The sequence below is a fragment of the Arthrobacter sp. GAS37 genome (assembly GCF_044908325.1).
Lineage (GTDB): Bacteria > Actinomycetota > Actinomycetes > Actinomycetales > Micrococcaceae > Arthrobacter > Arthrobacter ramosus.
The window spans coordinates 159,838-183,636 of sequence record NZ_JBIYDB010000004.1 but is presented as its reverse complement, the minus strand read 5'-3'; the positions used below and the strand labels follow the sequence as shown (position 1 = coordinate 183,636).

The 23,799-nt window shown below is 63.1% G+C and carries 22 protein-coding genes; 15 read left to right on the top strand and 7 right to left on the bottom strand.

Going from position 1 to position 23,799, the window contains the following annotated elements; all coding sequences use genetic code 11:
* The first annotated feature begins 178 nt into the window (after positions 1-178).
* Entirely contained in the window at positions 179-2,281 is a 2,103-nt protein-coding gene (paaZ, locus tag ABH924_RS05875) for a phenylacetic acid degradation bifunctional protein PaaZ (protein WP_404497633.1), read from the top strand.
* Between the two features lie 196 nt (positions 2,282-2,477).
* Here the strand turns inward: paaZ and ABH924_RS05870 are convergent, their stop codons facing one another.
* Positions 2,478-2,798, bottom strand: coding sequence for a GYD domain-containing protein (locus ABH924_RS05870; protein ID WP_345448958.1), 321 nt, complete (start codon positions 2,796-2,798; stop codon positions 2,478-2,480).
* Between the two features lie 210 nt (positions 2,799-3,008).
* Between ABH924_RS05870 and ABH924_RS05865 the strand changes: the two genes are divergently transcribed.
* Positions 3,009-3,416 (top strand): VOC family protein, encoded by a 408-nt coding sequence (locus ABH924_RS05865; RefSeq protein WP_404497632.1) that lies wholly within the window; start codon positions 3,009-3,011, stop codon positions 3,414-3,416.
* Between the two features lie 160 nt (positions 3,417-3,576).
* Here ABH924_RS05865 and ABH924_RS05860 read toward each other — a convergent pair whose 3' ends face one another.
* From ABH924_RS05860 to ABH924_RS05850, 3 genes are read right to left on the bottom strand one after another with little or no spacing between them, the layout of a single operon-like run.
* Complete coding sequence (locus ABH924_RS05860) at positions 3,577-4,179, bottom strand: TetR/AcrR family transcriptional regulator (protein WP_284983403.1); 603 nt, start codon at positions 4,177-4,179, stop codon at positions 3,577-3,579.
* Positions 4,180-4,232: 53 nt separating this feature from the next.
* Positions 4,233-5,573: a phenylacetate--CoA ligase PaaK gene (paaK, locus tag ABH924_RS05855; protein ID WP_404497631.1), complete on the bottom strand. Its 1,341-nt coding sequence runs from the start codon at positions 5,571-5,573 to the stop codon at positions 4,233-4,235.
* Positions 5,574-5,580: 7 nt separating this feature from the next.
* Positions 5,581-6,063 (bottom strand): hotdog fold thioesterase, encoded by a 483-nt coding sequence (locus tag ABH924_RS05850; protein WP_234748810.1) that lies wholly within the window; start codon positions 6,061-6,063, stop codon positions 5,581-5,583.
* Between the two features lie 129 nt (positions 6,064-6,192).
* Between ABH924_RS05850 and ABH924_RS05845 the strand changes: the two genes are divergently transcribed.
* From ABH924_RS05845 to ABH924_RS05825, 5 genes are all read left to right on the top strand, one after another.
* Positions 6,193-6,747: a GNAT family N-acetyltransferase gene (locus ABH924_RS05845; protein WP_234748811.1), complete on the top strand. Its 555-nt coding sequence runs from the start codon at positions 6,193-6,195 to the stop codon at positions 6,745-6,747.
* 143 nt (positions 6,748-6,890) lie between these two features.
* Positions 6,891-7,973, top strand: a complete 1,083-nt coding sequence (locus tag ABH924_RS05840; RefSeq protein ID WP_234748812.1) for an ABC transporter substrate-binding protein — start codon at positions 6,891-6,893, stop codon at positions 7,971-7,973.
* A gap of 25 nt (positions 7,974-7,998) precedes the next feature.
* Positions 7,999-8,832: an ABC transporter ATP-binding protein gene (locus tag ABH924_RS05835; protein WP_404497630.1), complete on the top strand. Its 834-nt coding sequence runs from the start codon at positions 7,999-8,001 to the stop codon at positions 8,830-8,832.
* 1 nt (position 8,833) lies between these two features.
* Positions 8,834-9,697 carry an ABC transporter permease gene (locus ABH924_RS05830; protein ID WP_404497629.1) on the top strand — a complete coding sequence of 288 codons (864 nt, stop codon included), beginning with the start codon at positions 8,834-8,836 and terminating at the stop codon, positions 9,695-9,697.
* Positions 9,694-10,491 carry an ABC transporter permease gene (locus ABH924_RS05825; protein ID WP_404497628.1) on the top strand — a complete coding sequence of 266 codons (798 nt, stop codon included), beginning with the start codon at positions 9,694-9,696 and terminating at the stop codon, positions 10,489-10,491. Before ABH924_RS05830 ends, ABH924_RS05825 begins: the two co-directional genes overlap by 4 nt.
* A gap of 91 nt (positions 10,492-10,582) precedes the next feature.
* Here ABH924_RS05825 and ABH924_RS05820 read toward each other — a convergent pair whose 3' ends face one another.
* Together ABH924_RS05820 and ABH924_RS05815 are read right to left on the bottom strand one after the other, a co-directional pair.
* Positions 10,583-11,062 (bottom strand): hypothetical protein, encoded by a 480-nt coding sequence (locus ABH924_RS05820; RefSeq protein WP_404497627.1) that lies wholly within the window; start codon positions 11,060-11,062, stop codon positions 10,583-10,585.
* Complete coding sequence (locus ABH924_RS05815; RefSeq protein ID WP_404497626.1) at positions 11,059-11,919, bottom strand: DMT family transporter; 861 nt, start codon at positions 11,917-11,919, stop codon at positions 11,059-11,061. Before ABH924_RS05815 ends, ABH924_RS05820 begins: the two co-directional genes overlap by 4 nt.
* 175 nt (positions 11,920-12,094) lie before the next feature.
* On the opposite strand from ABH924_RS05815, the gene ABH924_RS05810 reads away from it, so the two are divergent.
* From ABH924_RS05810 to ABH924_RS05775, 8 genes are all read left to right on the top strand, one after another.
* Positions 12,095-13,672, top strand: a complete 1,578-nt coding sequence (locus ABH924_RS05810) for an ABC transporter substrate-binding protein (RefSeq protein ID WP_404497625.1) — start codon at positions 12,095-12,097, stop codon at positions 13,670-13,672.
* Positions 13,672-14,628 (top strand): ABC transporter permease, encoded by a 957-nt coding sequence (locus ABH924_RS05805; RefSeq protein WP_404497624.1) that lies wholly within the window; start codon positions 13,672-13,674, stop codon positions 14,626-14,628. Before ABH924_RS05810 ends, ABH924_RS05805 begins: the two co-directional genes overlap by 1 nt.
* Positions 14,629-14,658: 30 nt before the next feature.
* Entirely contained in the window at positions 14,659-15,564 is a 906-nt protein-coding gene (locus ABH924_RS05800; protein ID WP_234748820.1) for an ABC transporter permease, read from the top strand.
* Positions 15,564-17,492 carry an ABC transporter ATP-binding protein gene (locus tag ABH924_RS05795; protein ID WP_404497623.1) on the top strand — a complete coding sequence of 643 codons (1,929 nt, stop codon included), beginning with the start codon at positions 15,564-15,566 and terminating at the stop codon, positions 17,490-17,492. Before ABH924_RS05800 ends, ABH924_RS05795 begins: the two co-directional genes overlap by 1 nt.
* A 39-nt stretch (positions 17,493-17,531) precedes the next feature.
* The gene (locus tag ABH924_RS05790; RefSeq protein ID WP_404497622.1) at positions 17,532-19,559 is read left to right on the top strand and encodes a CocE/NonD family hydrolase; all 2,028 of its coding nucleotides are present in this window, start codon (positions 17,532-17,534) and stop codon (positions 19,557-19,559) included.
* 24 nt (positions 19,560-19,583) lie between these two features.
* Entirely contained in the window at positions 19,584-20,234 is a 651-nt protein-coding gene (locus ABH924_RS05785; RefSeq protein ID WP_404497621.1) for a TetR/AcrR family transcriptional regulator, read from the top strand.
* A gap of 155 nt (positions 20,235-20,389) precedes the next feature.
* Positions 20,390-21,205: a response regulator transcription factor gene (locus ABH924_RS05780; protein WP_404497620.1), complete on the top strand. Its 816-nt coding sequence runs from the start codon at positions 20,390-20,392 to the stop codon at positions 21,203-21,205.
* A gap of 83 nt (positions 21,206-21,288) precedes the next feature.
* Positions 21,289-21,474: a hypothetical protein gene (locus tag ABH924_RS05775; RefSeq protein ID WP_404497619.1), complete on the top strand. Its 186-nt coding sequence runs from the start codon at positions 21,289-21,291 to the stop codon at positions 21,472-21,474.
* Positions 21,475-22,109: 635 nt separating this feature from the next.
* Here ABH924_RS05775 and ABH924_RS05770 read toward each other — a convergent pair.
* The gene (locus tag ABH924_RS05770) at positions 22,110-23,750 is read right to left on the bottom strand and encodes a sensor histidine kinase (protein ID WP_404497618.1); all 1,641 of its coding nucleotides are present in this window, start codon (positions 23,748-23,750) and stop codon (positions 22,110-22,112) included.
* Positions 23,751-23,799: the final 49 nt, after the last annotated feature.

The window sequence follows — 23,799 nt, the reverse complement described above, 5'->3', positions numbered from 1 at the left end:
TCGCAACTTCCGGGCGTCAAAACGCGTCAAAGAGGGTCAGGAAGGATGCAGTCCCAAGAAGCATCTAGTGTGCAGATCGGGGCTCTCATGTATTCTGGGGATATTACCGAACGGCCGGTCAGTAATTTGCGGCCGTTCAGTCCATTTCGTGCCCGTGCCTTGGAAGGACCCGTCGACGATGACCAGTACCGCAGTCGCTCCGGAAGCCACAACCGTTGAAACCGTGCCCAGTTTCGTCCAGGGCGAGTGGTGGACCCCCCGCGCCGACGCCTCCGCGGGCGTTCCCGTCCGCGACGCCAGCACAGGAGAGCTCCTCGCAACGGTCAGCACGGACGGACTGGACCTTGCCGGCGTCGTGAACTACGGCCGCACGGTGGGCCAGTGCGAACTCGGCAAGCTCACTTTCCACCAGCGCGCCCTCAAGCTCAAGGAACTGGCCCAGTACCTCAACGGCCGCCGCGAGGAGTTCTACACTTCGTCCTTCAAGACCGGCGCCACCAAGATCGACTCGATGGTGGACATCGACGGCGGCATCGGCGTGCTCTTCACCTTCGGTTCCAAGGGCCGCCGCGAACTGCCGAACTCGCAGGTTGTGGTGGACGGTCCCATGGAAGTCCTGTCCAGGGACGGTTCATTCGCCGGCGAGCACATCTACACCCGCATCCCGGGCGTCGCGGCGCAGATCAACGCCTTCAACTTCCCCGTGTGGGGCATGCTCGAGAAGTTTGCGCCTGCATTCATCGCCGGCGTCCCCACCATCGTCAAGCCGGCCACCCCCACCGGTTACGTTGCCGCCGTCGTGGTCAAGGCAATTGTCGAGTCGGGCATCCTGCCGGAAGGTTCGCTGCAGCTCATCTCGGGATCGGCCCGCACCCTGCTGGACCACCTTGACTACCGCGACCTTCTCGCCTTCACCGGCTCCGCCTCCACCGCCAACTCGCTGAAGTCCCACGTCAACGTTGTCCAGGGCAGCGTCCGCTTCACCTCCGAAACCGACTCGCTCAACGCCGCCATCCTGGGACCCGACGCCGTGCCCGGCACCCCCGAGTTCGACGCTTTCATCAAGTCGGTCGTCACCGAAATGACGGTCAAGGCCGGCCAGAAGTGCACCTCGATCCGCCGCACTATCGTGCCCCAGGCCCTGGTGTCCGACGTCGTCTCCGCCATCGGCGCGCGCGTCGACGAGCGCGTCGTGGTCGGCGACCCCCGCGCAGATGGCGTCACGATGGGTGCCCTGGCGTCGCTCGAGCAGCTCGCCGACGTCCGCGCCGCCGTGCAGTCAATGCTCGACGCCGGTGGCGAGCTTGCGTACGGGACGCTCGATTCGCCGTCGGTCACCTCACTCGACGGCACCGTTGGCGTCGTGGAGGACGGCGCGTTCATGTCGCCCGTCGTCCTGAGCTGGGCTGACGTGGACTCGGAAGCTGTCCACTCGCTCGAGGCCTTCGGTCCGGTATCGTCCGTGATCGGGTACTCGGACCTCGACGACGCCGTCCGCCTCGCCGCCCGCGGTGGCGGCTCCCTCGTGGCCTCCGTATGCACGAATGACCCTGCCGTTGCCCGCGAATTGGTGACCGGAATCGCGGCCCACCACGGCCGTGTCCTGATGCTCAACCGCGAGGATGCCCGCTCGTCAACCGGGCATGGTTCGCCCGTTCCGCACCTGGTCCACGGCGGACCGGGCCGCGCCGGTGGCGGCGAGGAGCTCGGTGGCATCCGCTCCGTCATGCACCACATGCAGCGCACCGCCATCCAGGGCTCGCCGAACATGCTCACTGCTGTGACCGGCGTCTGGCACACTGGCGCGGACCGCAACTTCACGGTGGAGACGGAAGGAACGCACCCGTTCCGGAAGTCGCTTGCGACTCTGCGGATCGGCGACGCCGTGCGGTCCGGACTGCGGCAGGTCACCCTGGACGACATCACCGCTTTCGCCAACTCCACCGGCGACACCTTCTACGCACACACCAACCAGGAAGCGGCGGAGGCCAATCCGTTCTTCCCGGGAATCGTGGCGCACGGGTACCTGCTGCTCAGCTGGGCAGCGGGGTTGTTCGTGGAACCCGCTCCGGGCCCCGTCCTGGCCAACTACGGTCTGGAGAACCTGCGCTTCATCACTCCCGTGGCCGCAGGAGATTCGATCCGCGTCACGCTCACGGCCAAGAAGATCACGCCGCGCGAGACCGACGAATACGGCGAAGTAGCCTGGGACGCCGTGCTGACCAACCAGAACGATGAAATCGTAGCCACCTACGACGTCCTGACCCTCGTGGAGAAGTAACGCTCGCTCACTTATGTCGGTGTTTGGCCGGACGCTCGCTCACTTGTGTCGGTGTTTGGCCGGACGCTCGCTCACTTGTGTCGGTGTTTGGCCGGACGCTCGCTCACATGTGTACTGCATACGTGGAACGCTCCCCATCAATGGGGAGCGTTCCGTGTCTAAGCTGGAGGGAATCCCTCTGGCCGGCTGGTTGGTTCTATTGCCCGGGTGCGCGGTATGTCGGGGACTTCTTGGCAGCTTCGTCGAGATCCTCAACCGTCATGAGCGGCTTCAAATGTAGGCGCACAGCGCCTGTCGCATTGATCATGAGTGAGAGAGCGGCAGCGCTGGCCGCGTCCGGGATTTCGAAGACCCCGACGACGTCGGTCTCGCCGAAAGCGTAGTAGAAACATTCGAGCGATCCGTCTACGGATTTGAGTGCATCGACCACAGCATCGCGGCGCTTGGTGCCGCCCTCGCGCAACAGCCCCTTGATTCCGTCGCCTACGTAGTTTGCTTCGAATAGATATTTGGTCATTGTCTTCCCGTCCCGTGATGTCCAGGACTCGGGCCTCCTAAGGTGCTCCCATCACCCGTTGAGGGAAGGTCCCGGAGTTGTTCCCCTGCGAGGGGGCTGTGCACATACTAGGCCGAGGTCGTCGCCCTGACAACGGTCTAGGTCAACGCTCGCTCACAAGGTCTTTCCGATCCCGCCCGGCGTAAGATTTTTTGCGTAGGAGGTGGCGAAATGAACCTAGCACTCAGAACGGCCACAACCGTCTTGCCCGTCGACGACGTAGCCCGAGCCCGCAGCTTTTACGCAGAGAAACTCGGCCTCCCTCATCGCGGCATGACCTGGGATGGAAATGATTTGTTCGGCATCGACGGCGGTCCCATGCTGCAGTTGATGCCCATCAAGGACGGCATGCACTCATCGCACACTGCCCTTTCCTTTGAAGTCAGCGACATCGAGCGGACAGTCGACGAAATGGAGGCGAGCGGCGTCGAATTCCGGGACTACTACCTCCCCGATCTCAAGACCGAACACCACATTTGTACCACCGACGCCGACCGTTGTGCCTGGTTCATGGACACGGAAAACAACATCCTCTGCGTCCATGAAAGCTTGGGTATCCAGGCCGAATACCAGCTCTGACCGGCTGAAAAGCACTCACGAACACCGCGCAGAACGCTCGCTCACTTTTTAGTGAGAGAGCGTTCTGTCAATTGGCGATATATGTGAGCGGGCGTCGGTCGAAAGGGCCATATATGTGAGCGGGCGTCGCAGGGGAGGGCAGGGGAGGGAGGAACGAGCCCTACGCCGAGGCGTGGAGGCCGTCGAACGCCATGGTGATGACGTCGTCGGCGAGGCGCTGCGGGGAGAGGGAGCCTCCCGGTTTGTACCATTCCACGATCGAGTTGATGGTGCCGAACAGGAGCCGGGTCACGGTGCGTGGATCGATGTCCTGGCGCAGCGTGCCTTCTTCGCGGGCGGCTGAAATCAGTGCAGCCACCTTGTGGTCGAAGGCACGACGCCGTTCCAGGGCGTCGCGCTCGATGTCGGTGTTGCCGCGGAGCCGCAGGAGCAGCGTGACGAACGGCAGCCGGTCCACCAGGACGGCGATGGTCTGGCGCAGGACAAACTCGAGCCGGGAATCAGCAGGACCGGACAACGCCTCGGGCTGTTCCAGGATGGCCTCGAGCCCACCCAGTGCGTGCTCCAGGGCGAGCTTCAGGAGATCGCCCTTGGACGGCACATGGTGGTAGATGGCCGACTTTGAGATCCCGAGGTTTTCGGCCAGGATGCCCATGGACGTGGCGTCGTAACCGTGGCGGTTGAAGACGTCGACGGCGATGAGCAGCACTGATTGCTGGTCGTATCCGGGGCGTCCCCGCTTGGTTGCTGTTTCACTAGGCATGCTGGCCATTTTCTCATGAACGGTCGGTTGATTCGTGCACGCGCCCGGCCAGGTTACCTCTTGGGTCGCAGGTCATACACACGGCGCAGTTTGCCGTTGGAACGCTCGAGGGAACCCGGCTCCACCACGTCGACGACGCACGAAGAACCCACGTGGATCTTGATCTGTTCGCGCAAGGCGTGTGCCGCCGTCGTGCCCGCCTCGATGGAAACGTTCTCGCGGCGCTCAATCTTGACCGTCAGCGAATCCATGCGCTTGCCCTCGGGGCGGGTGAGTTCGAGCTGGAAGTGCGGGCTGAGCTCGGGGATGCGCAGGGCGATTTCCTCGATCTGGGAGGGGAAGAGGTTCACGCCGCGCAGGATGATCATGTCGTCGCTGCGTCCGGTGATGCGGCCCATGCGGCGGTGCGCGGGGCGGGCGGTGCCGGGCAGCAGGCGCGTGAGGTCCTTCGTGCGGTACCGGATGATCGGCAGCGCTTCCTTGGTGAGCGAGGTGAACACCAGTTCGCCCGGCTCTCCGTCGGCCAGCACGGCGCTTTCCCCGCGGGAGGGGTCGAACGGATCGATGATCTCAGGGCGGAAGTGGTCTTCCCAGATGTGGCAGCCGTCCTGGGTCTCCACGGCCTCGCCCGCAACACCCGGGCCCATGACCTCGGAGAGCCCGTAGATGTCGCAGGCCTTGATGTTCATGGTGGTCTCGAGCTCGTGCCGCATTTCCTCGGTCCACGGTTCGGCGCCGAGCACCGCGTACTTGAGCGAGGTCGACGCCGGATCGACGCCCATGTGGGCCATCGCGTCGGCGATGGTGAGCAGGTAGGTGGGGGTTGCCAGGATGGCATCCGGCTTGAAGTCCTGGATCAGCTGGATCTGGCGTTCGGTCTGGCCGCCGGACATCGGGATGACAGTGCACCCCAACGCTTCGGCACCCGCGTGGGCGCCCAGGCCGCCGGTGAACAGGCCGTAGCCGTAGGCGTTGTGGACCTTCATGCCGGGGCGGACTCCGGACGCACGGAGCGAGCGGGCCACCAGGGTGGCCCAGTTGGCGAGGTCGTTTTTGGTGTACCCGACGACGGTCGGCCGGCCTGTGGTGCCGGAGCTCGCGTGGATGCGGGCTACTTCGTCCTGCGGCACGGCGAACATGCCGAAGGGGTATTCCTGGCGGAGGTCTTCCTTGGTGGTGTACGGGAACTTGCCGAGATCGGACAGTTCGCGGAGATCGGAGGGGTGGACGCCGGCGTCGTCGAACTTGCGCTTGTACAGCGGCACCCGATCGTAGGCGTAGGCCACGGTGTGCTGGAGGCGGCTGAGCTGCAGGGCCTCGAGCTCGTCGCGGGAGATGGTTTCTTCGCGGTCCAGCACGGGTGTGTCGGGAGCGGCGACGGTGTTCTGTGTCATGGTTTTCCTACTTCTTGGAGATGGTGCGGCTGCGGCCACGGAACTCGGCGATGAGCTCGCCGTAGCTGCCCGGATCATCGGGCGACCCGACGGCGGCAGCTTCGCTTGCGTCGGCCGCGAAGATTTGGATGTCGTACAGGCCGCTGCGCCCGTTGTTGGCGCGACGGTTCGCGACGGCGGTGATCACCTGGCCTTGATAGGCCGGCTTGAGGAAGTTGATGTCGACGCCGGCGGCGACAGTTATGGTGTCAGCTTCCGACGGTGAGGGGTTGGCCGGGTTGCACGCGAGGGCGAACGCTGAATCCGCGAAGGCGAAGATCATTCCGCCGTGGGCCATTCCGAAGCCGTTGAGCATTTCCTGCCGAAGCTTCATGCGGACGGTGGCGTGGCCGTCGTCGACCTTAAGCACCTCCAGGCCCATCCACTCGGAGGCGTAGTCGTTCTTGAGGATCTGGTGCTGCGCTGCGCCAGAAAGGGTGGTCTCAACCATGCGTCATTGCCTCCAGCTTTATTTACCGAATGTTCATTAGGTAATCCCAGTTTGCTTGAACTGTCAAGAGGTGATCGCTCGGCGGGACGGTTCCGGACCCCCAAAACCCCGACGTAGTAGCCTCGAGGAATGCCGCTTATCGAACTTCCCATCCGGACTCCGAGGCTCGTCCTTCGCAGGTTCGAGGCCACGGACCTGGAGCGGTTCCACGCCTACCAGTCATTGCCCGAGACTGCACGATTCCTGCTCCGGCAGGAATTGACCCTCACCCAGTCCATGGAAGCGCTGGGCCGCTACGCCAACTTCACCTTCGAGCAAGAGGGCGACTGGGTGTGCCTCGCCATCGAGCGCGCGGACTCGCCGGGGTTGCTCGGCGAAGTGGTGCTCAAGTGGCTGCCGGGCACGGGGCAAGCGGAAATCGGCTGGATCCTGGCGCCGGAAAGCCGTGGCCAGGGCTACGCCGCCGAGGCGGCCGAGGCCGTGCTCCGCCTGGGTTTTGAGACCCTCATGTTCCACCGGATCGATGCCAAGCTGGATGCACTGAACACCTCGTCGTCGGGATTGTGCGAGCGGCTTGGGATGCGACGCGAAGCCGAGCTGGTGGACAACTGGCACTACAAGGGCCAATGGTCCACCGAAGTCATCTACGCCATGCTCGACTCGGAGTGGCGCGCCCGGAAGTAGCCCTCCCGGCCCGGCGCCGATGGAACTTGTTACCCGCCAGAAACAAGCCACATCCATTCGCTGAAACATTTGTTCCATAGCGTGAACGTCACGGGACGATTGTGTCCCGATTGAACCGGAGGCATCCCGATATGGAGATCACAATGAGCAGCAGCATTCAGGAACAGGCCACCGCCCGCCCCTCGCGCAGAGCGGTAATTGCGGGCATTTCCTCGCTCGGCCTGCTGGCTTTGGCCGGCTGCGGTACCGGCTCGGCAGCCACCTCGTCGGGCACTCCGACTGCTGCCTCGTTCGGAACTCTCGAAGTCCAGCTGTCCTGGTTGAAGAACTCGGAGTTCGCCGGCGAGTACTTTGCCGACTCCAAGGGCTACTACAAGGCAGCTGGCTTCGAGAAGGTCAACCTGATTGCCGGTGGCCCCGGTGGTGCTTCTGCGGAGACCATGGTGCTCTCAGGCAAGGCGCTGGTAGGTACGTCGTCGCCAGTGGGCGTTGCGCCGGTCATCCTCAATGAGGGCGCTCCGCTGAAGATCATCGGCTCTACCTACCAAAAGAACCCTTTCACCATCGTCTCGCTCGCCGCGAAGCCGATCACCAAGCCCGAGGACCTGATCGGCAAGAAGATCGGGGTGCAGGCCGGCGTGAACGAGACACTGTTTGATGCCCTCCTGAAGGTCAACAAGATCGACGCCGGCAAGGTCACCAAGGTGCCGGTCCAATACGATCCCCAGCCCCTGACCAACGGGGATGTCGACGGTTTTTTCGCCTACCTGACCAACGAAGTCCTCACGCTGGAGCTCGGCGGACACAAGACGGCCGTGTTGCCCTTCGCCGACAACGGCCTGCCGTTCATTGCCGAAAGCTTCGTGGCCACAGAGGACGCCATCAAGAACAAGCGCGCGGAGCTAAAGGCCTTCCTGGCGGCTTCCATCAAGGGTTGGAAGGACGCCGTAGCCGATTCAGCGGAATCGGCGCGTCTCGCAGTGGAGGTCTACGGTAAGGAGCTTGGCCTGAGCGCAGCCAAGGAAAAGGGCCAGGCCGAAGCCCAGAACACCAAGCTGATCGTCAGCGATGAAACCAAGGCGAATGGTCTTTTCACGGTTTCAGATGCGCTGATGGCCAAGAACATCGAGATCCTCAAGCTGGCCGGCTACGACACCACGGCGGACAAGATCTTCGACATGAGCCTCCTTGGCGAGGTCTACAAGGAAAACCCGGGCCTCAAGTAAGACCCGGGGCAAGGACTGCAGTCACATGGAAACCAGCGCTCAGACTACTTCGACATCGGGATCCGGGTTCCTCTCCGGCACCGGCATCTCGCTCAGGGACCTAAACAAAACGTTCACCGTGGGCCGGCGAAAAGTCGTGGCCTTGGAAGACGCCAATCTTCGGACATCCCGGGGATCCTTCCTCTCCCTCCTGGGGCCTTCCGGTTGCGGAAAATCCACCATCCTGAGGATTCTGGCCGGGCTGGAGGATCCAAGCAGCGGTGAGGTGGTGGTAGACGGGCACACCCCGGCCGAGCTCCGGGCCGGCCACGAACTCGGCATCGCTTTCCAGGACTCGGCCCTTTTGCCGTGGCGCAGCGTGGAAGCCAACATCCGTCTGCCCTTTGAAGTGGCAGGAAGGCCCGTGGATCAGGAGCTGGTGGACGAGCTGATCGATCTGATCGGGCTGAAAGGCTTCGAAAAGGCGAAACCGGCAGAACTCTCCGGAGGCATGCGGCAACGCGTGTCGATCGCCCGTTCACTTGTCCTCAAGCCCTCGGTGCTGCTCCTTGACGAACCGTTCGGTGCACTCGATGACATGACAAGGCAGCGGCTCAACCTGGAGCTGTTGCGGATCTGGACCGAGAAACCGGCCACGACGCTCATGGTGACCCATGGAATTTCCGAGGCGATCTTCCTTTCGGACGTGGTTGCCGTGATGAGCGCCCGACCCGGCCGGATCAAGGAGATCATCACGGTGGACCTGCCGCGCCCCCGCACGCCCGAGATGATGCGCACGCCGGAGTTCCACGCCTATTGCGACCGCGCTTCCGAATTGCTCTTCGGCGACGTCGGGCTAGCCGCGGAAACGAGGCACTGACATGACCGAGATGACAACGGGCGCGGGTCTCCGAGCCCGCCTTGGCGGCCTCCCGCCGTGGGGCATCGGCCTTGCCGGAGTCTTTGGCGCGATCGCCTTGTGGTGGATCGCCGCAGTAACGGTACTGGCGGGCGTCGGGGCTTCCGCCGGCGGCGGAGGTGGAGCCATTCCGACGCCGTTCGACGTCGTCCGCCAGCTCGTCACCGATGGTGTCAGCTTCTACTGGCCCAATGTGAGCGTCACCGTAACAGAAGCCGCCATCGGATACTTCTGGGGAAATCTCGCCGCGTTATTGCTCGCCGCCACCGTCTTGGTGGTCCCGGCGCTGGAACGGCTGGTCACCCAGCTGGCGGTGATCAGCTACTGCCTGCCGATCGTCGCCATCGGCCCGCTAGCCTTCATCGTTATCGGCTCGCCCGGGCACGGCGAATCATCGGGGACCGCGGTGCTACTGGCCGGTATCTCGGTCTTCTTCACCACCGTGGTGGGAGCAGTAGCGGCGCTCAAGAGCGCAGACAAGTCCAGCCTCGACCTCATCGCCGTCTACGGTGGTGGACGGATCAAACAACTGTTCAAGGTCCAGCTCATGTCTGCACTCCCGGGGATCCTGACCGCCCTCAAGATCGCCGTTCCAGCCGCCGTGCTGGGCGCTGTGCTGGGCGAATATGTAGGTGGCGTGGACCAGGGCATCGGCCCCGCGATGGTCAATGCGCAGCAGAACCTGCAAATTGCCCGCGCCTGGGGAGTTGCGTTGATGGCCGGGTTGCTCGCCGGTCTCGGCTACGCGGCTTTCGGTGTACTGACGAGGTTGCTGGTCCCTTGGGCAGCCTCAAGCATCGCCGGACGGAAGGGCGGCTCTAAATGACTGGATCACTGCTTAGAGGCCTGGGACGGGGACTGATTGGCCTGGTGGTGTCGCTGGGAGTCGTCCTGCTGCTGTGGATGGGGCTCCTGGAGCTTTTCCATATCTCGCCGTTCGTCGGCAAGGGTCCAGTCGATGTGTTCAATTTCCTGTTCACCGTTCCGGCCTCGGAGGCCAACAGGACCTCCATCTTCCTGAACCTCGGACAGACGCTCATCGACGCCTCCATGGGCTTCGCTTCGGGTATCGTGGGCGCCGTGGCGATCGCGGCCCTGTTCGTGGTCTTTCGCGGCGTAGAGCATGCACTCATGCCCATCGCCATGCTGCTGCGTTCCGTTCCACTCGTGGCCCTCGCGCCCATCATCATCCTGATTTTCGGGCGGCAGGAACCCGCGGTGGCGGCAATCGGCGGCATCGTGGTGCTGTTTCCGGCGCTCGTGACCGTGGTGTTCGGGCTGCGATCAGCTTCGCCGGCCATGCTCGAGGTGATTGAGGTATACGGGGGCTCGCGCTGGACCTCCCTGCTGAAAGTGGCTCTTCCGTCCTCGTTGCCCGCATTCTTCACGGCCCTTCGCGTCTCGATTCCGGGAGCCATCACGGGCGCGCTCCTGGCCGAATGGCTCGCGACCGGCAAGGGGATCGGCTACGCCATCATCTCGGCCGTCTCCCGGGCCAAGAACAATGAGGTGTGGGCCGCCGTCGTGGTCATCACTCTGGCGTCCATCATTCTCTACTCGCTCGTTTCGCTCCTGGAAGACATGGTCCTGCGCCGCGCTGGGCACGCCCGTCCAAGCTAGGCGCGTCCCCACAATCGTCGGTGTCTCCCCGCCGGCCCAGTTCCCAAAAAGGGCACTGGGCCGGTGGGGAGCAATCGATGTTACTTGAACTTCAGAGGGTGCGAAGAGTCTCCACGAGCTGGGCGGCGTAGGCCTCGGCGCGTCGCACCGACGGCTCCGAGTACGCCCCTGCGACGTCCAGGAGATTGAGGCAGCCGAGGAATCGGCCGTTGTCGACGATCACCGCGTTGATGGCTGCGCCGAGATTGAGCGCGCCAAGGACATCCTGGTGTTCGAACGCATCCGAATCGATGGCTCCCTGGTCCGAAGCGAGGAATGATTCCTGGTGCACGACGCAGTGTTCGAGCCAGTCCTCGCCCAGTTCGCTTGAGATCCCACCCACCCGGTAGAGCTCCGGCATGGTGGAATACACCCGGACCAGGTCCCCGGTTCCAGGACGCCAGAGGGAGATGGTTGTCAACAATGCCCCCACGTCCGCTGTGACGGAGGCGGCGATGCCGGCGAGCTTGGCAGACGCGGCTGTAGTGAGGGGAATCTCGACGTATTCCTCCTCGAAGTGGGGGACGGTCATGGCGCGGGCTCCAGTTCTTTCTCGGGTGCGATGGATGCGGTTGCCCGGGAGAGCAAGACGACGCCGGCCAACGCGGCCGCGCCTCCGAGGAGGGACGCGATACTCGGGACTTCGCCCAGCAAAATCCACCCGAGCAGCAGGGACAGCACTGGCACGACGTATAGGAGCGAACCGCCCTCGGCGACGCTTGTCCGCGACAGCGAGACGTTCCAGAACCCGTAGGCCACCACCGTGCAGACCACCACGAGCACGGCCAACGCCAGCCACACGGTCCACGTGAACTCCGCCGGTGCCACTGCGAATCGGGCGGTCGGCAGCGTGGCGACTCCGCCGATGAGGGATCCCCAGAAGACCACTTCGAGCGGGGGGACGCGTGCCAGCAAGGGTTGTTGGACAATCAGGAATGCCGATAGGAGAAGGGCAGCTGCCACGATGTACAGCGCGTCGCCGTTGAAGCCGACGGCCACGGAATCGCCAAGCGTAATGACTACGACCCCTGCCACCGCAAGCAGCATCCCCCAGTAGCCCAGGCTGGACGTTCTCTCCCGCAGCATGAGATGGCCGAGGACGAACGCGAAAACGGGCGAGATGTTAAGCAGGAGACTTGTTGTTCCGGCCGGAACGGTCGTCTGCCCCAGGTTCAAGAGTAGGCCGAAGCCTGCATACCCCAGTACTCCCGCAACCAGCATCCTCGGAATGTCACGACCCCGCAGCGTAAGTCTCTGCCGCCGGACCAGCAAGACCAAGCCGAGCACGACGGCGGCACCCAAGTAGCGCAGGGGCGTCAGGTCCTGCGGGTCCACCACTTTCAGTGCCTCGCGGGTAGCCACGTATGTGGGCGCGGAAGACAGCACCATCAGCACATCTGGTCTTCGGTACCATCCGGTCACAATTGGGGCCTTCCCGGTGAAATGGCCCTTTGTTTCAGGGCGGTTAAATTATTCGGAGAACTATTGCTCTCTCAGACGATTTATTCGTACAGTACAGGAATTAGATCGTTCGCGGAAGAAATAAAGATAAGGATTCGGCACCATGGATTCACGGATCGAAGCACCAACAGGGTGGCTGTCCCGGCGCACCCTTCTCGCCGGTTCAGCCCTGTTGCTGGCCCCCGCGGTCCTCGCAGCCTGCGGGGTCAGCCCGTCGTCGTCGACCACGGGTGCCGCGACCGGGGCTGCCCGCCAGGGCGGGACGTTGCGCATCGCCCGGCCGCCGGCGTCGAAGGCCGAAACGTTGGACCCTGCCAGTTCTTTGTCCGCCTATGAATATCTGGGTGCCCTTTACAACCGCCTGGTCAAGCTTTCGGCCAAGGGTGAGATCCTTCCGGACCTGGCCGAGTCTTGGACACTGTCCGCAGATGCGATGAGCTGGACTTTTGTACTGCGCAAGGGTGTGACTTGGCACGACGGGAAGCCGTTCACTGCCCAGGACGTCATTTTCTCGATCCAGCACATCCTGGATCCGGCCACCAAGTCTCCGCAGGCCGGGGTGCTTTCCCCCTTTGTCGATGGCAACTCCATCAAGGCCCCGGATGCTACAACCGTGGTGTTTGCCCTGAAGTCTCCGAACGCCGAATTCGCCAGCTTGCTGACCGGGTACAACTGCTACATCATCCCGGCCGGTTCCGCGGCTACCATCGGTGCGAGCGGCATCGGCACTGGTCCGTTCAAGCTCAAGAGTTTCACGGCAGCAGGGCCCGGTTCCATAGTGCGCAATCCCAACTACTTCGGGGACAAACCCGCATTGGACGGGATTGAGTTCTCCTCCATCGCCGACACCCAGGCTCGGGTGAACGCCTTGCTGGCGGGGCAGGTGGACCTCGTGGCCCAGACCAACCTCGACTTCGCCACTGCCAAGACGGTTTCGGCCTCTTCGGTAGCAACGGTCTCCAGCGTGAAGAACGCCCAGTGGTATCCGGTACCCATGCTCAACACCAGCCCGGAATTCAAAGACCCGGATATCCGCCGCGCTTTCGCCCATGCCTACAACCCTGACGACGTGTTCAAACTGGCGGTGCAGGGCAACGGAACCGTCGCGCACAACAACCCCGTGCCGCCCTCCGAGGCCTACTACCTCGACTATGGCCTGGGCTACGACCCGGATAAGTCGAAGGCCCTGCTGAAGGCAAAGGGCTTTGACCACTTCGATGTGCCCATCTACACCTCCAGCTATGATCCGGTGCTGTCGCCGCTCGCGTTGGCCCTGCAGAGTTCAATGAAGGCCGCCAACATCAACCTGGCGGTGACCAACTCTCCTGCAGATTCCTACTTCACCGACGTCTGGATGAAGAAGCCTTTGATGACCACCTACTGGTACACGGGCCGCCCTATCGACCAGTTGCTGAACCAGATCTTCCGTACCGGGTCCTCCTACAACGAGACGGCATACTCGAATGCCACGTTCGACCAGACACTGGACGCCGCCCGCGCCACCGTGGACGCGGCCAAGCGGAAGACGCTCTACCAGGACGCGCAGAAGATCCTGATCGACGACGGCGGCTCCCTGACTCCGTTCTTCTCCGACCGGATTACTGGCCTGAGCAAGAAGGTAGTCAACTACAGCGAGCACGGCTTCGAATTCGACTACATCAACATAGGGCTCCGTGCATAATGGTCACGTTTTTCGCCAAGCGGTTGGGCTGGTCCGTCTTCACGGTGCTGCTGGCCACGGTACTGGTTTTCAGCGCCATCCAGTCGCTGCCTGGAGACGCGGCCACCCAGCTGCTGGGCCAGAACGCCACGCCGTCGGCCGTGGCCACCCTGCGGCAACAACTCGGGCTGGATGAGTCGCCCGTCTCGCGTTTCTTCACTTGGCTAGGCAAGGCCTTGCACGGCGACTTCGGCAACTCCCTCGTCGGCGGCGGTAGCGTCGCGGGGGAAGTGGGCTCCGCCTTGGTGAACACCTCCCTTCTGGCCGGCATTACCATCGTGATCGGCATCCTGCTATCCCTTGTGCTCGGCCTCGTTGCCGGCCTGACCCGCGACCGGTGGCCGGACATCTCGATTTCCACGCTGGCGCTCGTGGGAATGAGCGTTCCGGAGTTTGTGGTCGCCACCGTGCTGGTGCTCCTTTTCTCCATCTACATCCCGATTTTCCCGGCAGTGGTGATCGCGGGGCAGAATGCCTCCCTCGCGGATCTTCTACCCTCTGTCTGGCTACCTGCCGGGGCGCTGATCTGCGTTCTTGCGGCCTACATCATCCGGATGATGCGCACCTCGGTGATCGATGTGATGGACAGCGAGTTTGTCCGCACGGCCATCCTGAAGGGCAACTCGACTTCCCGGGTGGTCTTCAAGCACCTGCTGCCCAGCGCCATGTTGCCCACCTTGAACGTGATCGCAATGAACATAGCTTGGCTGATCGGCGGTGTGGTGGTTGTGGAAAGCATTTTCAACTATCCGGGAATCGGCACCCTGATGATCAGATCTGTCCAGACGCGTGACCTTCCCACCATCTTGCTGATCACGGTGATGAGCGCGTTGACATATGTGGTGTGCAACCTGCTGGCGGACTTTGCAGCTTTCCTGCTGAATCCACGGCTGCGATACCCGAGGAGCAGCAAATGACACGGTGCAGCAAATGACACGGAGCAGCAAATGAGCGCAATGACGACGACGGCCCGGGCACCCAAGGTCCCGGCCCCCAAGGGCTCGAGCAGCCTTGGACGGGCGGTCCGGTCCATTCTGAAGTCCCGGGCGGCCACTTTCGGGTTTGCCCTGGTGATAGTGAATATCGTGGTGGCCGTCCTCGCCCCGGTGCTGACTTCCTATGATCCGATCGCCACGGATGCCATGAGCGCACTGCAAGAGAGCTCGGCGGCTCACTTGCTAGGCACCGATGCTCTCGGCCGGGATACCTTGACGCGAACCCTATTTGGCGGCCAGTACGCATTGGCTATCAGTTTCACAGCCACTGGGCTCACGGTTTTGCTGGGATCCGTCATCGCGGGCATCGCAGCGTACCGTGGCGGCATTGTGGACGACATCATCACCAGGGTGTTGGATTCGGTTCTGGCGGTACCGGCAATCCTGTCCATGTTGGTGGTTGTGACCATCTTCGGTACCGGTCCTTGGGTGATCATTTTGGCCGTTGTGGTGGTTTACACGGGCGGGGTGACCCGTATTGTCCGGGCCGCAGCAATGGACGTGATGCCCAAGGACTTCATCACCGCAGCGAAGGCTAGGGGCGAGGGGATGTTCTCCATCCTCTTCCGGGAAGTCTTCCCCAATGTCCTGGACATCATCCTGGTGGAATTCGCCATGCGGGCCTCCTGGGTGGTGCTGCTTATCAGCTCGCTGTCCTTCCTGGGCTTCGGAGCAAGCCCACCGACGCCGGACTGGGGCCTCATGGTGGCCGAGAACCGGAACCTGATGGCTGTTGTGCCAATGGCCACGTTGTCGCCCATCGCGGCGCTGGCGACCTTGATTGTCGGACTCAACCTTGCGGCCGATGGGCTTGCGAAGAGCTTCGGCATTGACCGAATGAAGGAGGTGCTGGGCTAGTGACAATAGATGCAGCCGACACCACATATGAAGCAACCGTGCTGAACAGAACGGACATTGTCCGGATCCAGAACCTCAGCGTTTCCTACCTCTCGGGAAACCGCCAGGTGGACGTCCTCAAAGACGTGACCCTGCAGTTGCGGCGCGGCCACGTCCTAGGCCTGGTGGGGGAGTCGGGTTCCGGGAAATCCACGCTGGCCAGTGCCCTGCTGGGCTCCCTGCGGAGCACGTCCTTCGTGTCCAACGGGTCCGTGCACGTGGCGGGCCAGGACGTCTTCGCACTCGCCCCGCGGGAGCTGCGCCGCCTTCGCATGGCTGAGGTTGCGATGGTCCCGCAGAATGCCGGAAACGCGCTGACTCCCACCATGAAGATCGGAGAGCAGATCGCCGAAGTCCTCCACCACCTCAAGGGAAACAAGGCCGCCCAGCGCGCCCGGGCCGAGGAATTGCTCCGATTGGTCAGGCTTCCCAACCCGGGACCAGCACTGGACAGGTACCCGCACCAGTTTTCCGGCGGGCAACAACAGCGCATCGGGATTGCCATGGCGCTCGCCGCCAATCCGTCCCTTCTGGTCCTTGACGAACCGACTACCGGGCTGGACGTGGTCACGCAGGCCGCCATCCTTGACCTTCTCACGGAGCTGCAGCAGACGCTGGGCATGTCCATGGTGATGGTCAGCCATGACTTGGGCGTCATTGACAAGATGTGCACGGACATCGCCCTGCTCCGCAAAGGTGCGGTTGTGGAATCCGGCTTGACTCGAAGCGTCCTTGCACAGCCGCACCATGCATACACGCGCGGCCTCATCGACAGCGTGCCGCGCATCGACACCCCCGGCATCCCTCCTGGAATGGACCAGGCAATCATCGACGCCGGGACCGTGCGGGAAGGCGCCGTGGAGTTGTATATCCGGACTCCGCCCCGGGAGCCCAAGCCCGTGCTGAGCGTCCGGGAACTGACAATCGACTACCGCAAGAAGCCAGTTCCCGGCACGGGTCCCACGGTGCAGGATGTCAGCTTTGAGGTTAACGCCGGCGAGATTGTGGCGCTCGTGGGCGAATCCGGTTCCGGAAAGTCCACCATCGCCAACGCTATTGCGGGCTTGCAGAAGAGCGAAGGGGGACAGATGTCCCTCAGCGGGTCCGGTGACGAGTCTGCAAACCACCTGAGGGGTAGCGGCAATCTGGCCCGGACCGTGTCCAGCCGCCCCAAGAGTCTCCGCCAAGCCGTGCAGTTGATCTTCCAAAACGCCGATACTTCGCTGAATCCGAGGCACTCGGTCCGGACGGCAATCGCGCGGCCCTTGAAGCTCTTCGGCGTCAAAGGAGCCACCGTGGAGAGAGCACTGGAAGAGGTGGAACTCCCGGCCAGCTTCGTGCAGCGATTGCCCGGCCAGCTCTCGGGTGGTCAACGCCAGCGAGTTGGCATCGCCCGGGCCATCGCCGCCGGCCCGTCCCTTGTGCTAGCGGACGAAGTTGTATCAGCGCTTGACGTCTCGGTGCAATCTTCCATCCTGCGCCTGATGGACACCCTGAGCCGGGACAAGGACATCGGCTTCCTTTTCATCACCCATGACCTCGCCGTCGTCCGGTCAGTAGCGGACCGTGTGGTGGTCCTGTACCTCGGACGCATCGTCGAGGACGGCACTGTGGAGGAGATCTTCTCTGACACGTCCCATCCATACACCCGGCTCCTGCTGGACTCGGTGATCGAACTCGGCGATGACCATAAGGCCAAAGCGCAAGCAGTGAGGGACGAAATCCCTGACGCCCCGCCTGAACTGGGGTGCCCCTTTGCCAGCCGGTGTCCGATTGCCCGCGACGTGTGCCGCACGGTGGTCCCGCCCACCATCCAAGTTTCGGAAACGCACCACATCAAGTGCCACGCGGACGTGGCGGAACTCCATCCGAGCATCCCTGCCCTCTAACGCTGCGCTCGAAACCCGCTCCCCAGAAAGGAAATACCCGTGAAGATCCGCACGGACTTCCCCCATTCCGTCACCGTCATGGAGCACGTGCTCATTCCGATGAGCGACGGCGTCAAGCTTGCAGCCACAATCTGGCTTCCCGAAGACTCGGCTTCACGGCCGGTGCCCGCACTGTTGGAGTATCTGCCCTACCGGCGCGGGGACTGGACTGCGCCGCGTGACGCGCAGCGCCACCCCTGGTATGCGGGCCATGGCTACGCCTCGGTCCGTGTGGACATCCGCGGCTGCGGAGATTCCGAAGGCGTCATGCTTGACGAGTACCACCCGCAGGAACAAGCAGACGGAGTTGAGGTCATCGAGTGGCTGGCCGCCCAGCCCTGGTGTACCGGCAAAGTGGGAATGTTCGGAATTTCCTGGGGCGGGTTCAATGCCTTGCAGATCGCCGCGGAGCAGCCGGAGGCGCTTAAGGCTATCGTCACTGTCTGCTCCACGGATGATCGCTATGCCGATGACGTGCACTACTTTGGTGGCGCGATGCTCGGCATCGACATGACTTCCTGGGCTGGAACCATGCTTGCGTTCCAATGCCGTCCGCCCGCGCCCTGGCGGGTTGGCGACGCCTGGGAAACCATGTGGAAGGAACGCTTGGAAGCCCTCCAGCCTTTCTCCGAAATCTGGATGGACCACCAGGAACGCGACGACTACTGGCGCCACGGTTCGGTCTGCGAGGATTACTCTAAGATCACCGCGGCCGTCTTGGCCGTCGGGGGCTGGGCTGATCCCTACCGCAACACTGTTTTTCGATTGTTGGAGCATCTTGACGCCCCCGTGCAAGGGCTGATCGGCCCATGGTCACATCAGTATCCGGACATCAGCCGGACGCCCGGTCCCACCATTGGCTTCTTGCAGGAGACCCTGCGTTGGTGGGACTACTGGCTCAAAGGCATCGAAACGGATGTCATGGCTGAACCCTCGCTGCGCGCCTATCACCAGGACTCCGTACGGCCGGCCACCCACTATCCCGAGCGAGCGGGCACATGGGTGGGACTGGACGGATGGCCGTCCGCCGACGTCGGGCAGCGGCGCTTCAACCTAGCCTCAGATTTGCGCAGCTTGGCAACCGACGCCGCCGGGATGGCCGTCGTCGACACTCCGCAACACAACGGCGTGGACGCCGCCCGGTGGTTCCCCTTCGGGAATCTGTCCGATCTGCCGCCGGACCAGCGCGCCGAGGATGGGCGCTCGGTGGCATTCGAGACGCCGGTCCTCGAGGATGACATCAACCTGTTCGGCTATGCCCGGCTGAGGCTGCGGGTCAACAGCAGCACGCCCCGGGCCAACGTGATTGCCCGGCTCTGCGACGTTGGGCCGGACGGGTCGTCCACCCTGATCACCCGCGGGGCCATCAACCTGGCAAGACGCAATGGGATGGACAAGGCAGAAGAGCTAATTCCGGGTCAATTCGTGGAGGCCGAGATCGAGTTCACTTCCATGTCGTGGCAGGTTCCGGCCGGGCACAGGCTCCGGCTCGCCCTGGCCACGACGTACTGGCCCTGGATCTGGCCGCATGGCGAAGAAGGGTTCGTGACCGTTGACGCCGGGCAGAGTGTACTGACACTCGATGACCTCGATCCTGCCGCCATCGGTAAGCGCGATGTCGCCTTCGAGGAGGCGGAGCAAGCCCCGGGCTTGGACATCCGGCCTGGAGCTGTGCTGGCCGCCCGCCCCGAACGTGAGGTCAGGTACGAGCCGCAATCGGAGTCCTGGACCTTGACTGTGGACCCGAACTACGGCGGCAACCGGATCTACCCAGACGGCCTGAGCTTTGGTGAAGAAGCCCTAGAACGGTATTCGATATCGGGAAACGATCCCCTGACGGCGCGGGCTGAGTCCATGTGGAACGTCTCACTGCAGCGCGAGGACTGGGGAGTTAGGATCGAGACCCACGCTACGGTCACTGCCAGCAAGGACCATTATGTACTGCACAACGAAGTCAAGACGTTCAAGGACGAGCAACTATTCTTTGAAAAGACTTTTGAGAAGCGCATCAGTCGGACATCGGCCTGACCAGGGGAAACGAGGACGAGCCACATGACAACTACAGCTAGGGACCACGAAGAGCGGCCCCGCGCCAAGACTGTCGGCGAACGGCAGCGGCATCCCACTGAAGTGCGGCGTCAGCTGGTGGTCGACGCCGCACGGGACCTGATCGCGGACAAGGGGTTGTTCAATGTCCTAATCCGCGACATTTCAAAAGCCTGCGGAGTCTCACCCGGGACCATCACCTACCATTTCAAGAGTCTCGACGAAGTCCTGATGGAAGTAGTCAAGGCAGAAACCGCGGACTTCTACGTTCCGCTCCAGGAGAGTGCCAGAGGGTCCGGCGACCCCACAAGGCAACTGCTGTATTTCCTGGAGGGAATGTTCGGCTCCGACGCGAACTCCCGCCGGCACTGGCTGATCTGGTTCGACTTCTGGTCCGCTGCGGCCAGGGACGAAGCTTACGGACGCTGGATGAGCGAACACTACGACGGCTGGCGCAGCGCCCTGCGCGAGATTACCGAGCGTGGCGTCAGCGAGGGGTCCTTCGTCTGCGACGATCCCCAAAGCTTCGCCATCGAAACGGCCGCTATGGTGGATGGGCTGGCCGTCCAATGCTATGCGCGGGGTTCATCCCTGCCCGTGGAAACTTCGCGGAGCCTACTTATAGCGTTCGTGAGGCGCGAGCTCCAGATCAGCTGAATGTCGCCCGGAAATAGGCCCGCGGCGACGCCCGCCGCGACCTCCGCAGGGCCGCCCACGCAGGAGTAAAGCGGGACTTACGCTGACATGCGCGAGAATAGCGGGTACCGCTGGTGTTAAGGTGGGCTGAGCAAAAGAGAGATGGGGATCTTGACGTGGGCGCATCGGGCGTGGCGGTAGTAATCGAGGATGACGATGACATCCGTGAGGTGGTCCATGCCGTCCTCGAGGCGTCGGGCCTGGAGGTTTACGCGGCCGGGAACGGCGTCGATGGCGTGGATGCGGTCCGCCTTCACAACCCGGACGTGATCACATTGGACCTTGGCCTGCCCGATATTGATGGGATCGAGGTCACCCGCCGCGTCCGCGAGTTCAGTGACGCCTACATCATCATGCTCACCGCCCGCGCGCGTGAAGTGGACACATTACAAGGGCTGGCCGTCGGCGCCGACGACTTCGTCACCAAGCCCTTCCGCCCCCGCGAGCTCCTGGCCCGGGTTGAGACGCTCCTTCGCCGGCCACGCGGCAGCAAGCTTTTGAGCGGTTCGGGAGGGAGCACGACGGCGGAGCTGCCGCCGGCCCCGGCGCTGAACGCACCAACCGCACCCACGCCCGTGCTTCCGGCGGGCGAACCGTCGGGGCTGGAACACAACGGCCTTTTCCTGGACGTGGCCACGCGGACAACCCGGGTGGGTACCGAAGAGGTGCAATTGACCCGCACCGAGTTCGACCTTCTTCAGGCCCTCATGGAGGCCGGACGCGTTGTCCGAAGCACCACTGGGCTTGCCCGCTGGCTCCATGCCAAGGAGTACGAAACCGGAGGCTACGTCAGCGAATCCGAAGAGCGCGCCATCCAGGTACACATAGCCAATCTTCGTAGGAAGCTCGGCGATTCGGCGCAGTCGCCGCGTTGGGTGGAAACTGTGCGTGGCGTGGGTTACCGCCTAGCCGCAAAGACTTCGGAAAACTGAAGGCAATCTTAAGGGAACCTTTAATAAGGTTCTTTACGCTGGGAATGTCAACTTCGGATTTTCACGGCTCAAAGGAGCACTGCATGAAAAAATTCGCCGCAACACTGCTCATGACGGGCCTGCTCGCTATTGGCGGATTTGTTACTCCTGCCAATGCCGCACCGAAGACCACGCACGACACCACCAGCACCACAGTAACGACGGTCAAAACCGTCCCTGTTGTGACTGACCCGGTCAACTACGCGCAGATCGGTTGGTGGCCCAACTGACTCGCACTAGATGCCGTTTAGACGCCTCATAACGGCATTTACTGCCGGGGCCCACACCGCCAGGGTTCCCTGGCCGAGCTTGCGAGGCTAGGGTGGCGGTGGGGACTACTTGGGTAGACGACAGCAATTCCAAACACCGCCCCGGGCTACCGCCAAGGGGCGGTGTTCTTTTTGGGCCGCGATGCCCCCTTGGCTCTCGGTACCGTTTTCCCCATGTTTGCCGCTGCTGAGCCCCGGAATTGGGCGACTCGCCGTGTCGCAAGCGCTTTCCCGATTTAAAGAAGGTCACGACGGCGCCAGCGCAGTTGAGTGCCGCGGCGCCCCTTGGCTCCCGGTACCGTTTTCCCCATGTTTGCCGCTGCTGAGCCCCGGGATGATGCGACTCGCCGTGTCGCAAGCGCTTTCCGAATTCAAAGAAGGGGAAGACGGTACAAGCCCCCGGCGACGGCCGGCGTGCAACGCAAGGGCCGCCGTCGGGATCCGGAGCAGTTGGGGTGTGCGACGCCGGGACCTGCTCTTCCTGACCTTGTTTGCCGCCGCTGAGCCACGAAATGGCGCGACTCGCCGTGTCGTAAGCGCTTTCCGAATTCAAAGAAGGGGAAGACGGTACAAGCCGCCGTCGACGGCCGGCCCCTTTAGCTCTCCGTATCCAGCGGGAGCCGGACTGAAACCGTGGTTCCCACGCCGAGGGCGGACTCGACATCGAGCCGGCCGGAATGGCGTTCCACAATGTCGTGGGCTATCGCCAGGCCAAGCCCGCTCCCGGGGATGGCCGCAGTGGAGGCATTTGAGGCGCGGAAGAATCGGGTGAATACCTGGTCGATTTCCGTTTCGGGGATCCCGACGCCGGTGTCCTCCACGCGGACCACCACGCTGGGAACCGTGCCTGGGTCCGAAGCGATCCCGCTGCTGACGGCAACATGGCCGCCGTCGGGCGTGAACTTGATCGCGTTACTGATGATGTTGGCGAAGACCTGTTCCAGCTTGGCCTCGTCGGCCTGGACAGTCATGGTTCCTGGCGCATGCATCACGGTAAGGGACAGTGAGCGGGAGTCGGCGAGCGGCTGCAACGTCGAGACGACAAGCCTGAGCAGGGTGCCCACATTCACACGGCTCAATTGGAGGTCGCCGGAAGTGTCCCGGTGCGAGACGGTGAGCATGTCTTCGATCAGCCGTCGGAGCCGCTCGGCATTTCGTGAAATGACGTCGACCATCCGCCCGACACCCGCGGGAAGGGGTCCACCGGCGCCAGAGCGGATCATGTCCAGATAGGCAGTGATGGACGTCAGGGGAGTTCGAAGTTCGTGGTTCACGGTAGTGAGGAAGTCGGTCTTGGCCTGGTCGAGTTCCTGGAGCTTGTACATGACCTGCTGTTGCGCGCCGATCAGGTGGCTCTGCATCAGGCCATACGCCAAGTTCCCCGAGACGTGCTGAATCAGGCCTATTTCGGCCCGGGTCCATTCCTGCGCCGTGTCCGGGCGGGCGATCCAGATGACCCCGAGAACGAGATCTCCCTCGCCCACCGGCACCACAACAGAGGCCGACGGCGCACCCGCACCACCCAGCGCACCCGCACCACCGGGGCGCCCCGCGGGAGCCCGTTTCGGCAGCGGTTGCACCTCCGCTTCTGCCCACAATCGCTCCGCCAGTTCGAACGTGGCGATGTCGTCGGTGAGTTCGCTTGGCAGGACTCCCGGTACCAGTCCAGGAGCGTTCCATTCGGCGCTCACCTGGGCCACGCGTGTGTCCGGGAACGTGGTGAACCAGACGTGTTCCGCGCCCAGGGCCTCGCCGATTCCGTCCACCAGATGCCGGGCAATCCGGCCTGGATCGATGGTTGATCGGATCGCCGCAGACACCTTCCGCAGGCTCTCCCGCAGCGACTCGGCTTCCGAACGGCGGCGCGTCCGTTCGGCGGCACGGGCTACCAGTACCAGTGCCCTGTATGCCCGAAATGCGGGCGGCTGGGCCCTGTAGGCAAAATCCGCGATGGCCCAGGCTTCCAGGGCAGCAACATCCAGTTCTTCCTCGGGATTCAGCATGAGCAGAACAGGGCCGACATTCCGGGGAAGGAACTCGCGGAGGTCGTTGTCGACCACCAGCACGTCGCTCGGTTCGCTTTCCAGCGCGGCCGCGAGCGAACCGGCGTCGTGCGCTGAACGAACCAGGAAACCTGCCGCGGCGAGCGCCGCAACCGTCTCTGCGTGACGCACCGGGTCGGGGTCGGCCACCAAGGCACGGTTTGGCGACGACGCGTTGGTCACAGAACTCTCCACGACGCTCCTACTGTTTCGGTTCGGCCCCCATGGGAGAGCTTACTATCGA